The 12,834-nt window shown below is 35.5% G+C and carries 13 protein-coding genes; 2 read left to right on the top strand and 11 right to left on the bottom strand.

Features of this window, described 5'->3' with window-relative positions:
• Position 1: 1 nt before the first annotated feature.
• Together rnjA and LAB100_RS00390 are read left to right on the top strand one after the other, a co-directional pair.
• Positions 2-1,693, top strand: a complete 1,692-nt coding sequence (rnjA, locus tag LAB100_RS00395; protein ID WP_119326911.1) for a ribonuclease J1 — start codon at positions 2-4, stop codon at positions 1,691-1,693.
• 43 nt (positions 1,694-1,736) lie between these two features.
• A complete protein-coding gene (locus tag LAB100_RS00390) occupies positions 1,737-2,687 on the top strand; it encodes a diacylglycerol/lipid kinase family protein (protein ID WP_246001178.1) in 951 nt (316 codons plus the stop codon).
• A gap of 140 nt (positions 2,688-2,827) precedes the next feature.
• Here the strand turns inward: LAB100_RS00390 and recD2 are convergent, their stop codons facing one another.
• From recD2 to LAB100_RS00335, 11 genes are all read right to left on the bottom strand, one after another.
• Complete coding sequence (gene recD2 / locus LAB100_RS00385; RefSeq protein ID WP_119326912.1) at positions 2,828-5,221, bottom strand: SF1B family DNA helicase RecD2; 2,394 nt, start codon at positions 5,219-5,221, stop codon at positions 2,828-2,830.
• Positions 5,208-5,873, bottom strand: a complete 666-nt coding sequence (locus LAB100_RS00380) for a tetratricopeptide repeat protein (protein ID WP_119326913.1) — start codon at positions 5,871-5,873, stop codon at positions 5,208-5,210. The genes recD2 and LAB100_RS00380 overlap by 14 nt, the downstream gene beginning before the upstream one ends.
• 7 nt (positions 5,874-5,880) lie before the next feature.
• Positions 5,881-6,531 carry a histidine phosphatase family protein gene (locus tag LAB100_RS00375; protein ID WP_119326914.1) on the bottom strand — a complete coding sequence of 217 codons (651 nt, stop codon included), beginning with the start codon at positions 6,529-6,531 and terminating at the stop codon, positions 5,881-5,883.
• A 391-nt stretch (positions 6,532-6,922) separates the two neighbouring features.
• Positions 6,923-8,041: a tRNA 2-thiouridine(34) synthase MnmA gene (mnmA, locus tag LAB100_RS00370; RefSeq protein WP_119326915.1), complete on the bottom strand. Its 1,119-nt coding sequence runs from the start codon at positions 8,039-8,041 to the stop codon at positions 6,923-6,925.
• 13 nt (positions 8,042-8,054) lie between these two features.
• Positions 8,055-8,390 carry a hypothetical protein gene (locus tag LAB100_RS00365; RefSeq protein ID WP_119326916.1) on the bottom strand — a complete coding sequence of 112 codons (336 nt, stop codon included), beginning with the start codon at positions 8,388-8,390 and terminating at the stop codon, positions 8,055-8,057.
• 55 nt (positions 8,391-8,445) lie between these two features.
• Positions 8,446-9,594 carry a cysteine desulfurase family protein gene (locus LAB100_RS00360; RefSeq protein WP_119326917.1) on the bottom strand — a complete coding sequence of 383 codons (1,149 nt, stop codon included), beginning with the start codon at positions 9,592-9,594 and terminating at the stop codon, positions 8,446-8,448.
• Positions 9,595-9,606: 12 nt separating this feature from the next.
• Positions 9,607-10,296 (bottom strand): 5'-methylthioadenosine/adenosylhomocysteine nucleosidase, encoded by a 690-nt coding sequence (locus LAB100_RS00355; RefSeq protein ID WP_119326918.1) that lies wholly within the window; start codon positions 10,294-10,296, stop codon positions 9,607-9,609.
• An 11-nt stretch (positions 10,297-10,307) separates the two neighbouring features.
• Positions 10,308-10,595: a hypothetical protein gene (locus LAB100_RS00350; protein WP_119326919.1), complete on the bottom strand. Its 288-nt coding sequence runs from the start codon at positions 10,593-10,595 to the stop codon at positions 10,308-10,310.
• Positions 10,596-11,165: an NUDIX hydrolase gene (locus LAB100_RS00345; protein WP_119326920.1), complete on the bottom strand. Its 570-nt coding sequence runs from the start codon at positions 11,163-11,165 to the stop codon at positions 10,596-10,598. It abuts the gene before it with no gap.
• A complete protein-coding gene (locus tag LAB100_RS00340; RefSeq protein ID WP_119326921.1) occupies positions 11,165-12,580 on the bottom strand; it encodes an MFS transporter in 1,416 nt (471 codons plus the stop codon). The genes LAB100_RS00345 and LAB100_RS00340 overlap by 1 nt, the downstream gene beginning before the upstream one ends.
• A 36-nt stretch (positions 12,581-12,616) precedes the next feature.
• The gene (locus LAB100_RS00335) at positions 12,617-12,832 is read right to left on the bottom strand and encodes a cold-shock protein (RefSeq protein WP_119326922.1); all 216 of its coding nucleotides are present in this window, start codon (positions 12,830-12,832) and stop codon (positions 12,617-12,619) included.
• Positions 12,833-12,834: the final 2 nt, after the last annotated feature.

The raw sequence follows: 12,834 nt of genomic DNA, 5'->3' as shown, positions 1-12,834 counted from the left end.
AATGTCCTTTAAAGTAAAAAATAATGAAGTCGCTGTTTTTGCCATCGGGGGCCTTGGCGAAATCGGTAAAAATATGTATGGAGTTCAATATCAAGACGAATTAATCGTAATTGATGCCGGAATCAAGTTTCCAGAAGATGAACTCCTCGGAATTGACTATGTCATTTCTGATTATAGCTACTTAGTAGAAAACAAAGACAAGATCAAGGGCCTATTTATTACCCATGGTCATGAAGATCATATCGGTGGTATTCCTTACCTTCTTCAAAAGCTTCCCAACATACCTGTTTATGCCGGTCCATTAGCTTGTGCATTGATTAAGGGTAAATTGGAAGAACACGGTTTACTAAGAACAACTGAAATGCACGTCTTACATGAAGATGATGTTATCAAATTCCCTAAGACAAGTGTTTCATTCTTTAGAACAACTCACTCAATTCCTGACACTTTAGGTGTTGCTGTTCATACACCACAAGGAATTATCGTTGAAACTGGTGATTTCAAATTTGATTTAACCCCAGTTGCAGGCTTACCATCACCTAACTTACAAAAAATGGCTGCACTTGGTGCTAAAGGTGTTTTATGTTTACTATCTGATAGTACTAATGCTGAAATTCCAACATTTTCTAAATCTGAACGTTCAGTTGGTTTAACAATTCATCAAATATTTGAAACTATTCAGGGAAGAATTATATTTGCTACCTTCGCTTCAAATATTTATCGTATCTCGCAAGCGGTTGACGCTGCTATACAACAAGGTCGTAAAATTGCAGTCTTCGGACGAAGTATGGAACAAGCAATCGAAAACGGTCGTGAATTAGGTTATTTAAACATTTCTGACGACATGTTGATTGATCCCCACGCTTTAAACCAAACACCTGCTAGTGAGACTTTGATTTTGTGTACTGGTTCTCAAGGTGAACCATTAGCTGCTTTAAGCCGTATCGCTAACGGTACTCACAGACAAATCACAATTCAACCTGGCGATACTGTTATTTTCTCAAGTAACCCTATTCCAGGTAACACAATTAGTGTTAACCATTTGATCAACCAACTTTCTGAAGCTGGTGCTGAAGTTATTCATGGTAAGGTTAATAACATTCATGCTTCTGGTCATGGTGGCCAAGAAGAACAAGAATTAATGCTTAGATTAATGAAGCCTAAGTTCTTTATGCCAATTCATGGTGAATACAGAATGTTAAAGATCCATACTGAATTAGCTGAATTGTGTGACGTTCCTCTAGATCATTCGTTCTTGTTAGAAAATGGTGATGTCTTAGCACTTACTAAAGATGAAGCCAGAGTTGCTGGTCACTTCCCTGCTGGAGACGTTTATGTCGATGGTAAAGGAGTTGGTGATATTGGTAATGTTGTCATCCACGACCGTCAAGTTCTTTCTGAAGAAGGAATGGTTGTGGTCGTTGCTACTATCGACTATCAAAAACATATTGTTTTAGCTGGTCCAGATATTCTTTCACGTGGATTCGTTTATATGCGTGAATCTGGTGAGTTAATCAATCAAGCTCAAAAACGTGTTTTCCACCTAATTAAGAACGCTTTTGATAATGAAGATGAAAAAGTTACTGAAGCAACTTTGAAACGTATCATAATTGAAGGATTGCAAGAATTCTTATACAAGCGTACTGCTAGAAATCCTGTAATCTTACCAATGTTAATAGGAACTTCAATCTAAAGTAGATCAATTGATCTACTTTTTTTATTTAAAGGATATTTTAATGATGAGGGAAACAGACAAGATTGAAATAATTTTAAATCACCATGCAGGTAATGGTCGAGCCCAAAGTGCTTGCAACAAGGTTACTAAATTTTTAGAAGAAATAAAGTTTGAATATGAGGTTCATTTAACAAAAAAAGATGGCGATGGCATTCGTATAGCACAAGAACTTGCTGACTCACACCAGCCTCATCGAAAAATTGTTGTCATTGGTGGTGACGGAACTCTTAATCAAGCGGTTAATGGTATAAAGAACTCACACTATCCCCAAACTCCATTAGGTTATATTCCTGGAGGTTCTGGTAATGACTTTTGTCGTGGTATCAAATTACATATCAAGAATCCAGTCATCCTAATGCAGGCTATCTTATCAATGCAAACACCACGTCAAATTGATATTGGTAAAGCATCTGGAAAAGAATTTTCACATTACTTTATCAATAATATTGGAATTGGCTTTGATGCCAGTACGGTTTATTACACTAATCATTCCGAAAGAAAAGAATTATTGAATCAACTACATTTAGGAACACTTTCTTATTTCACTAATCTCCTAAAAGTTATTAAACATCAAAAATCTTTTCAGCTTGACGTCAAATACGATAATATGGATAAAAATTTTGATTCAGCTTATATCGTGGTTGCCACCAATCATCCCTATTTCGGTGGCGGATTTGCAATTGATCCAACTGCAAATCCATTCAATCATCATCTAAATCTTGTTGTCGTAAAAAAAATCACGGGATTAACTTTTATCAAGCTTTTGAGTAAACTACTGACTAACGGTTCGCATTTACAAGATAAAAACGTTTGGCATATCGAAAAGAAAAATTTCATTTTAAAAAATTACCCCAAGCAACATGGTCAAATGGATGGTGAAGAACTTTCAATTCACGATTTTAATTTAAATTTTGCAGTTGACCAACAGTTATTTTGGTTACCAATTCAATAAAAAAAGGCATCTATTTAGAGATTCAATACGTTTTTACGTATTTTCAACTCTAAATAGATGTCTTTTTCAAATTCCAATATTAACTAAGTTGCTTTGATGATTCCATCGTCTCAAAAACCAAAATATCCATTGAAGAATCTCTATGCTTCTTTTTGTTCAATGAAGTTTTTAGGGGTTACATTGTCCATCCCAATCATTGGATCAATAGAATTATTCATGATCATATCCATGGTCAAACGATAATCTTTTGGTTCTTCTGGTTCAGATTCCACGTCCGTGTCCGTATCTGCTTCAGTCTTTTTAATCTTAAAGGTAACGAAAATCCGTTCTTTTAAAGTCGTTTGACGTTCACTTGACTGATCCCGAATAGAACGTTCAAACGCTGAACGATCACCTACCATGATCAACAATCTTTTAGCTCGTGTAACCGCAGTATAGAGCAAATTGCGTCGCAGCATTCTTGATTCTTCATTTACTAAAGGCAATATTACCATTTCAAATTCTGAGCCTTGCGATTTATGGATTGAAGTACAATATGCCAAAGCAATATTGATCCAATCTTTTCGATCCAATGTCACTTCATTGCCATCGAAATCAATTACTAATTTATCAACGTGATCAGTATTTTCTTTAGCCAAAATTATCCCAATGATCTTACCTATTTCACCATTAAAGACATTGTCTTCAGGTGTATTGACCAAATAAACCACCTTGTCGTTAATTCGATATTTAATATTTCCGATCGAAACTTCTTTACGCTTAGGTTTCATTGGATTAACAACATTCTGAATCACAAAATTCAAATTATCTATTCCTGCTTGTCCACGATACATCGGTGCCAGTACTTGCACATCAGCAATATCAAATCCACGTTCACTAGACTTGCTGATAATCTGTGACAAGACATTTGGTACATTGCGACTGTCACAGTTAATAAAACTCCGATCTGCTTTATTCTCAAAAATCCCATCAACAATAATTCCTTCATTGATATCATGGGCTAATTGAATAATAGTTGAATCCTCATCTTGTCGATGAATATTTTTCAAAATAGTTGTTGGGAAGACTTGACTATTGATTAAATCTGCAAAAATTTGTCCCGGTCCTACTGAAGGCAATTGATCACGATCACCTACCAGAACAATTTGTGTTCCCGGTTGCACAGCTGAAATCAAAACCTTAAATAACTTTGTATCAACCATCGACATCTCATCAATGATCAACAATTTACAGTCAAGACTAGGCTCAGCATATTCATCATCTTCAGTCCCAGTTAAACCTAATAATCGATGAATCGTCATTGCAGGCAAACCCGTTGATTCACCCATATGTTTTGCGGCCCGACCAGTTGGAGCAGCCAAAGCTATCGCATAATTATCATCCGCCGGATCTAATGGCATATCATTTAATTTAGCGTAGGCTGCAACAATAGCATTGATAATCGTTGTTTTACCAGTTCCTGGACCACCTGTCAAAAGAAAGATTGGATGTGTTAATGACTGTTTAATGGCTGTTTCCTGTGATTCATCATACTTAACTTTAAAATTCTTCTCTATCTGTTTTAATTCTTTTTTTAATGCATGTTGCGTCCAAGAAACGCCTTTAAATGTATCATTAATCATTTTCAAAGATTGAGATATTGACCATTCGCTGTCAGATAAGTCCTTTTGATAAACATGACCATCTTCAACTAATAAAACACCATCTTTAACTAGATTACGTAATCCTTCAACCAACTTATCCATCAAATCAGGGGTTGAGTTAGCACGCAAAACTCCACTGACACGCTTGATCAATTCCTGTCCGTCAACGAAAGTGTCACCAGTTTCATTAATGATCGAACCGACCATTTGAATCAAAGCACCCTTAATTCTTCTAGGATCATCACCTGTTATTCCCAATCGTTTAGCCAATTCATCAGCTCGTTTGAAACCAACACCTTTAACATCCAATACCAATTGATAGGGATCTTCGGTTATCTTGTCCAGCGTTTGTACACCATACTTTTGATAAATACGAGCACTTAAAGTTGGTCCAAAGCCATAATTGTTCAACTGATATAAAGCTTGCTCAGTCTGATGATTACTAGAAATCTGTTCAATGATATTTTGAGTTTTCTCTTCACCCAACTTCAAAAAATCCAAAGCATGAGGATCTTTAAGTATTTTATCAATAGCGTCATTTCCCAGCTCATCTACAATTTTTTCGGCTTTTTTCTTACCAATACCGGGAAATTCATCACTTGAGAAAAAACTGATCAATTCTTTACGACCATTAGGACGACTTCTCTTGTAAGACGTCGCTTGAAACTGTTTACCATATTTAGGATGATCAATTATCTGGCCTTCAAAACGGTATTCTTCTTCTTCAGATATCTCGCCAAAGCTACCGGTAACAACAATATCGCCTGCGTCCCAATCGGTATTAGTCTTTTTTACTTTAATCGTAAAAATCTTATACAAGTTCTCTGGATTTTCAAAAAAGATGGCTTTAACGGTCCCCAAGAAATATGGTTTCTCGTTACTTTCCGTCATTGCTATCTCCTTGTTTAATAAACTCTTGCAAATCAGCTAGTTTCTTTTCATTCTTCAAATAATACTTTTCATCAAGCGATTTAGCCTTATTTAAATAAGATTGATAATCTTTCTTCAGATTCATAGCACACAAAGCCATATTAAAGTAATACTTAGCCTGTGGTTTGATTTCGTTGGCCTTCTGATAGAATTCCAATGATTCTTCAAAATTGCCGTTAGCGAGCAATAAATCGGCTAATAACTCATTAGCTTGTAAATCCTTGGGAGATTTTTCAGTAGCTGTTAAAGCATACATAATTGCTAACTGTCTTTTGCCTTGTTGATTCAAAGTTTTAGCCATCATAAAGTAAGCCTCAAATGCATAATCATCATCAGCCAATTTTTGAAAAATATCATTAGCCCTATCGAACTTATCCGCTAAATAATAAACATTTCCTAAGTTATAAAGTAAGTCTTGATTATCCTTAAACATTTCAAGTGAACGAGCTAATAATTCTTCAGCTTGCTCCAGATCACCTGCTTGTACTAAATAAGTAGATAGTTGCAGAATTTCAGTCAACTGTTTTGGATCTTTATTTAAATCGGCCACAATCAATTTGATTGCAGCTTCCTTATCACCTTTATTAAATAATTGTTCTGCTTTCTTGTTCATAAATACCTCAAATCGTATCTGAACTTTCCAGTTTCTTGTTCAAATATCCTGTTTCATTCCATTTTATTAATCTGAATTCGCCATCCTCATAGCGTAAATGCGTCAAACTAGTATTTGAAAGACCACCGTTTTTACGAATATCTGGTACTCTAGTCCCTAATAATGATTGAATCATTGTTACCAATGCAGCACCATGACTGACAATAACAACATTTCCTTGACCCTTGTTATCAGCCACAATCTTCTTCACGGCTCTGGTAGTTCTCTCTGCTACCTTTTCAAAAGATTCCCCACGAATCAAATCATAATCATAATTAGCAGGTTCATGTCTAAAAGCATAAATCACTTCCGGAATTTCATTTTCCAATTCAGAAAATTTACGTCCCTCCATGATACCCAAATCAAATTCACGTAAATCTCTAACAATCGTAAATGGTATCTCACGATGCAAATCCTTAATCAAAGTTTCAGCAGTGGTTTTAGCACGAGGTAATGGACTTGAATACATGTGATCAATTTTTGTATCCTGAAGTCTTTTTGCCAACAAACTAATATCATGCAAACTCTCCGGCAACAACGGTGAATCACCGTGTCCCCCTTGATATTTACCCTCTAAATTCCATTCAGTTTTTCCATGTCTGACAAAATACAATTCCATTTTTTCTCACCTTACCAAGTTAGTTAATTACAATTATGGATTTTTTAAAGAATTTTTTCAAGCTTGGGTCTGGTTTTGCAGAAAATATCTTCAGTAAATAAAAGATGACGTCCTCCGCAACAAAGAAAATTGGGCTGGAACGTAGTGGGCACGACTTGGAGCCTTTTGGCTTCACTACTGAGCCCATTTTCTTTGTTGCTCCGGACTAGTGTTTTACTTTGTTGATGGTTACTGAACATTAACAAAGTAAAACACTGTAAATTTAATCAGTGATATTACTACCTCTGTGATCGACAATTCTTCTATGAAATTAAAAAAGAGACTACTCACCTAATATTGGTTTGTAGTCTCTTTCGTTGAATTTAGTTAATATAATTTGTTGAATTATTTGTTAGATATATTGTAGCTTGTTTTCTGCCATGTATGCAGCATCAATAGTTGCTCCACCTAGACACTCCTCACCATCATAGAAGACAACTTCTTGTCCTGGTGTGATAGCACGTACAGGGTTATCAAACTCAACATTGACCTTACCATCGTCCAAAACATGAACGGTAACGCCAGTATCTTGTTGACGATATCTGAACTTAGCTGTGGCATGGAATGTATCACCATAGTTTAAGCCTGTGATGAATGAAAGATCAGATGCATCCAAATGATCAGCATATAATCTTTCGTTATCATATCCTTGGTCTACGTAAAGAATATTCTTACTCATATCCTTACCAACAACGAACCATGGCTCGTTTGACTTACCATTTCCACCAATTCCAAGACCTTGTCTTTGACCAATAGTGTAATACATCAAACCAGCATGTTGACCCTTAACAACACCATCTGGTGTCATCATTGTACCTGATTGGGCAGGCAAGAACTCGCTCAAGAACTTACGGAAGTTTCTCTCACCAATGAAACAAACACCAGTTGAGTCCTTCTTCTTAGCAGTTGCAAGACCAGCCTCTTCAGCAATGCGACGTACTTCTGACTTTTGCATACCACCGATTGGGAACAATGCCTTTTGCAATTGATCTTGTTGTACAGTGCTCAAGAAATATGTTTGATCCTTGTTAGCATCGCCACCACGAAGCAAATGAACAATTCCATTATCATCACGGAATGTTTGTGCATAATGTCCCATAGCGATGTAATCAGCATTTAGCTTGTTTGCATAGTCAAGGAAAGCCTTGAACTTAACCTCTTTGTTACACATAACATCAGGGTTAGGTGTTCTACCCTTACGATACTCATCTAAGAAATACTCGAACACACGATCCCAGTACTCCTTCTCAAAGTTAACTGAGTAATAAGGAATACCAATTTTATTGGCAACCTTTGCTACATCTTCATAATCCTCTGTCGCAGTACATACACCGGAGTCGTCAGAATCATCCCAATTCTTCATAAATACTCCGATAACTTCGTAGCCTTGTTGTTTCAAAAGAAGTGCACTAACTGACGAATCAACGCCACCACTCATACCTACTACAACACGCTTCTTCTTATTATCCATTTGAAAACCTCATTTATTTAACTAATACGTTTTTTTCTTTTAAAAAGTTCATTAAGTAACGATAATCGCTGACTTCTTTGTCAGTATCTTTAATCTTAAACATATTGATATTATGCAATCCACTTTTATCTGTAATTGCTAATTTCAAATTGTCTAAATCTTTGTTCACTGTGGCACGTAAATAATATCTAGCTTCGTATGGAGATGATCCATTGATTGGATGTTCCAAACGGAAACTTCCTTTATTGGTTTCTTGAAAACCTGCATCCAAAAGTGAATATTTTTTAACTTCGGGGTTAAGTTCATAAACTTCTTGATCCCCTTGTACTTGAGCTTGTCGTTTATCCATTTTAATCATCCCTTATAAAAAATTTACTATTAATTATAAGTTTGAATAAAAATGACTAATTAGTCAAGTCATGTACGATTTCGACTAGTTTATTTGTAAATTTTACGACTTCTTCTTCCGTATTATCTTTACCAAAACTAATTCTAACTGAATCATTAATTTTAGGACTATCTTCTCCAAACATGGCAACTAAAACATGAGATGGTTCAAGACTACCAGCTGTACATGCTGAACCACCAGAAATTGCAAAACCTTCTAAATCTAAACGTGTCAATAGAACGCCACGATCGATTCCTGGCAAGTATAAGTTCATTACATGATTCAGAGCATGCGCATCAGTTGGTCCATTGATACCAAAATCAATTTTATTTTCTTTCAAAATCTTTTGAATAGTTTGTTTGAATCCAAAATAACGAGTTTGTCTTGCTTGTTTTTCTTCCGGAGTAATCAATTCAACGGCTTTAGCAAAACCAGCAATACCAGGAACATTTTCAGTTCCGGCACGACGTTTAGTTTCTTGATCTCCACCTTTAACAAATGAAGGAATATGAATCTTATCATTTATATAAAGAAAGCCAATGAACTTAGGCCCATTAATTTTATGAGCTGAAGTAGATAACATATCAATGTGTTCGGCTTTAACATCAATATCTTCCATTCCAAAAGCTTGAACCGCATCCGTATGGAAGAAAGCTTGATGGTCTTTTAACAATTCACCAATTTCTTTAATTGGATTCATAGAACCAACTTCGTTATTGCCGTACATGATGGTTACCAAGATAGTATCATCACGTAGAGCATCTTTAACTTGTTGAACTGTTACTTCACCACGTTCATTAGGTTTTAAATAAGTTACTTCAAAGCCTAAATCTTCTAAATAAGCCATTGGTTTAAGAATTGCTTCATGTTCAATAGCTGTAGTTATGATATGTTTACCTAGTTTTTGTCTAGATAATGCTGTTTCGATAACAGCCGTATTATCACTTTCAGTACCACCACTAGTAAAGACAATTTCAGAGTCTTTAGCATTGATACTTTGAGCAATAGTATGCCGGCTTTCATCTAAAACTTTTCGAGCCTGACGACCGAAATAATTGGTTGCGGAAGCATTACCAAAATTATTTGTCATCTGGTCGTTGATCACATCGACGACAGGTGTAGCCATCGGTGTCGTAGCAGCATTATCTAAATAAATAAATGCCACAATAAATCCCCTCTATTCTTGGTCTAAAAAGTTCAGCAACATAGTTACTGATTTGCGTCCGGCTTGTAAAACAAATTCGTCAAAGTTTACACTAGCATCTTCGTCCCCAACATCACTCATTGAACGAATAACAACAAATGGTGTATGGAATTGCGTACATACTTGAGCCACAGCACAACCTTCCATTTCAGCTGCTAATGCATCTGGGAACGACTTTTTAATTGTAGCAATTTTTTCTTTTGCGTCAACAAATTGGTCTCCGGTAACAATCAAACCTACTCGAGAAGTTAGTCCAGTTCTCTTGGCAGCAGCTGCAATTTTCTTAACATAATTAGAATCTGCATTGAAATAAAGTTCCTGTTGTGGAAGTTGTCCAACCTTATAATCAAAACCGGTCGCATCAACATCGTGATAAGCTAATTTATCAGAAATAACAACATCTCCAATATGCAAACCTTCACCAATACCACCTGCTGAACCAGTATTAACAATAAAATCTGGTTGATAACGTTCATTGATAATTGTTGTTGTCATACCTGCTTGAACTTTACCAATACCACTTTGAGCAAGATAAACTTCATGATCTCTGTACTTACCAATTGTGATATCAACCCCTGCAACTGAGTCATTTGTAACGTCAGTTAGTGATTCTTTCATTAATTTAATTTCTTCTTCCATAGGAACGATTACACCAATTTTCATACTTTAACTCCTTAAATGTAAAATAATATTAAAAATACCAGAACGATTAGGCCGAATACTGTAATAATCGCAATATTCAACTTCTTTTTCAATTTATTTGTCTTATTCTCAAAAGATTGCAAATTTTCTTGAATAATTTGCTCTGGATGTTGTTGCTGATACTCTTGTTCTGCTCGAAGCCGTTCTTGTTCACGTATTTTTTGTTGTTGTGCTTCTACTTGATCAGCACGAACGACTGTCTGTGGATGATCTGACTTTTTTACCTTTGAATTATAAAAATCCTTTATCTTTGAAAACATTTATTTTTCCTTTGCTTTAAGCAATTCCCAATAAGTGATTGCATAGATTGTCTTTGAATCGCAGATAACGCCAGATTCGATCTGAGCCTTAGCTTCGTCCAAAGTCAAACTTTCAACGTTTAAAAATTCATCTGGATCCAATGGACGTTTAAACTCAACCTTTTGTAAATTAGTTGCTTTAAACATTGTTAATTTTTCGTTGGAATAACCTGGACTAGCAAAAAATGATGTGATTTTTTCCAAATTATCAGTTGTTAGACCAAGTTCTTCATCCATCTCACGTAAAGCTACTTCTTTCAAGTCGCTTCCCTCATCGGAATCGATCTTTCCAGCAGGAATTTCTAACGTTTCTTGTTCCAAAGGTGTTCGCCACTGTCTCACAAAAATCATCTTGTCATCATCAGTAAAAGGTACGATTGCGACAGCTCCGTGATGTTTTACTACTTCTCGAATGTCAGGGATACCATTAGGGAGTACAACTTGTTCAACGTCAACGTCAAAAATTTTACCACCAAACATTCTTTTCTTTGCTACTACTTCTTCATAATATCTTGAATCTTCTTTATCCATTATTTGACCCTTCTTGACTTCATTAATCTAACAACTGACATAACAATGGCAATTAAACAAATAACAACTGCAAATGTCATTGTAACACGCATTCCATCAATAAAAATATCTGGTCGTCCCTTGATATAGGTAGTTACTGAGCGACCATAAAATTGACTCATTGATAAGAATAAAACTGTCGTCGAAAGTGAAACTCCAATAATCATTCCTAAATTACGAGACAAAGCATTCAAACCACCAGCAATTCCTAAGTCATGTGGTTCAACCGAGCTCATGATCATTGTATTATTAGGTGCTTGAAACAAACCATTACCTAACCCATTTAAACCAATAAAGATTAAAATAAACCAAATACTAGTCTGAAGATTAAATGCTAAGTATCCCAATTGAGCAATTTCGATAACAATCAAACCAATAATCGTTAAAACAATTGGATTGACCTTTGCAGATATTTTACCAGAAATAGGAGCAACTACAACCTGAACCAAGGGAAATGCCATTAAAATATAACCCGAAGTCGATGCAGCGATTCCCAAAGCATTTTCCAAATAAAATGGTGAAACAACATTGAAAAAGAAATTAGTTACAAAGATGAAGAACCCTGCTACCAATCCCAAAGTAAAATTATGATTTTTGAATATACGTAGCTCAATCATAGGATTCTTAACGGTTTTCTCAACATGTAAAAATACAAAGAATAAAATAACGGCGATAATAAAGGTGGCAATAATATAAAGATTAGTAAAGCCAACTGCCTGGCCAATAAAAATCGCACTAAAGAATAACAATAAAGTTACAAAGTAGACTGAAAAACCCTTTGTATCAAATTTCTTAGGATTAGTAACTTCCTTTTTCGGTAGATTAAAATATCCTAACAGCAATGCAACCAATCCAATTGGAATATTGATCCAAAAAATATAACTCCAGTGAAAATGCCCTAAGATAATTCCGCCAATACCAGGTCCGGCAATTGCACCGATTGATACGAAGGAACCAATATAACCTAAAGCATAGCCTCGTTCTCGCAACGGAAAAGTTTGTGTGATGATCCCATTATTCGTTGCCATCGCCATTGATGCTCCGATTGCTTGAACAACTCGACCCAAAAGTAGCATCACCAAATTATTACTCAATCCACAAACAATTGAACCGATGATGAACATAACCGAACCAATTTTAAAAATCTTTATTTTTCCAATTGAATCAGCAATTTTTCCAAACATCAATAAAAAAATACAAATCGTGACTAAATAAATCGAAACGATCCATTCTGCCATATTCATCCCAATGTGTAAATTTTGACTGATAACTGGCAACGCAATATTAACGATCGAACCATCCAAGGTTGCCATTAAGGTAAAAATACCTACCGAGATCAAGATCATCCATCTTCTAGGATTTGCTTGTTCACTCATAATTTTCTCCTATAATTTCCAAAGAAAAAGAAAGCACTAATCAGTGCTTTCTTCTTTTGTAATACTAATATTTACCGCTTGTGGTCCTTTATAACCAGGTGCTATTTCAAAAGTAACATCTAGGCCATCTTGAATATAAAAATCTTCTCGATTCAAGATTGAATCAGCAAAGAAGAAAATATCTTCTTCACCATTATTTATAAAACCAAAACCACGGTTCTTGTTAAATCGTACAATTTTTCCTGTGAACATTT

This window comes from Companilactobacillus musae, from assembly GCF_003967595.1.
Lineage (GTDB): Bacteria > Bacillota > Bacilli > Lactobacillales > Lactobacillaceae > Companilactobacillus > Companilactobacillus musae.
This window is presented reverse-complemented; position numbering and strand designations above follow the sequence as displayed.

Bases quoted from the DNA above. Each gene is read 5' to 3' on its own strand.
- rnjA (WP_119326911.1), top strand. From the start codon at position 2: ATGTCCTTTAAAGTAAAAAATAATGAAGTCGCTGTTTTTGCCATCGGG.
- LAB100_RS00390 (WP_246001178.1), top strand. From the start codon at position 1,737: ATGATGAGGGAAACAGACAAGATTGAAATAATTTTAAATCACCATGCA.
- recD2 (WP_119326912.1), bottom strand. From the start codon at position 5,221: ATGACGGAAAGTAACGAGAAACCATATTTCTTGGGGACCGTTAAAGCC.
- LAB100_RS00380 (WP_119326913.1), bottom strand. From the start codon at position 5,873: ATGAACAAGAAAGCAGAACAATTATTTAATAAAGGTGATAAGGAAGCT.
- LAB100_RS00375 (WP_119326914.1), bottom strand. From the start codon at position 6,531: ATGGAATTGTATTTTGTCAGACATGGAAAAACTGAATGGAATTTAGAG.
- mnmA (WP_119326915.1), bottom strand. From the start codon at position 8,041: ATGGATAATAAGAAGAAGCGTGTTGTAGTAGGTATGAGTGGTGGCGTT.
- LAB100_RS00365 (WP_119326916.1), bottom strand. From the start codon at position 8,390: ATGGATAAACGACAAGCTCAAGTACAAGGGGATCAAGAAGTTTATGAA.
- LAB100_RS00355 (WP_119326918.1), bottom strand. From the start codon at position 10,296: ATGAAAATTGGTGTAATCGTTCCTATGGAAGAAGAAATTAAATTAATG.
- LAB100_RS00350 (WP_119326919.1), bottom strand. From the start codon at position 10,595: ATGTTTTCAAAGATAAAGGATTTTTATAATTCAAAGGTAAAAAAGTCA.
- LAB100_RS00345 (WP_119326920.1), bottom strand. From the start codon at position 11,165: ATGGATAAAGAAGATTCAAGATATTATGAAGAAGTAGTAGCAAAGAAA.
- LAB100_RS00340 (WP_119326921.1), bottom strand. From the start codon at position 12,580: ATGAGTGAACAAGCAAATCCTAGAAGATGGATGATCTTGATCTCGGTA.
- LAB100_RS00335 (WP_119326922.1), bottom strand. From the start codon at position 12,832: ATGTTCACAGGAAAAATTGTACGATTTAACAAGAACCGTGGTTTTGGT.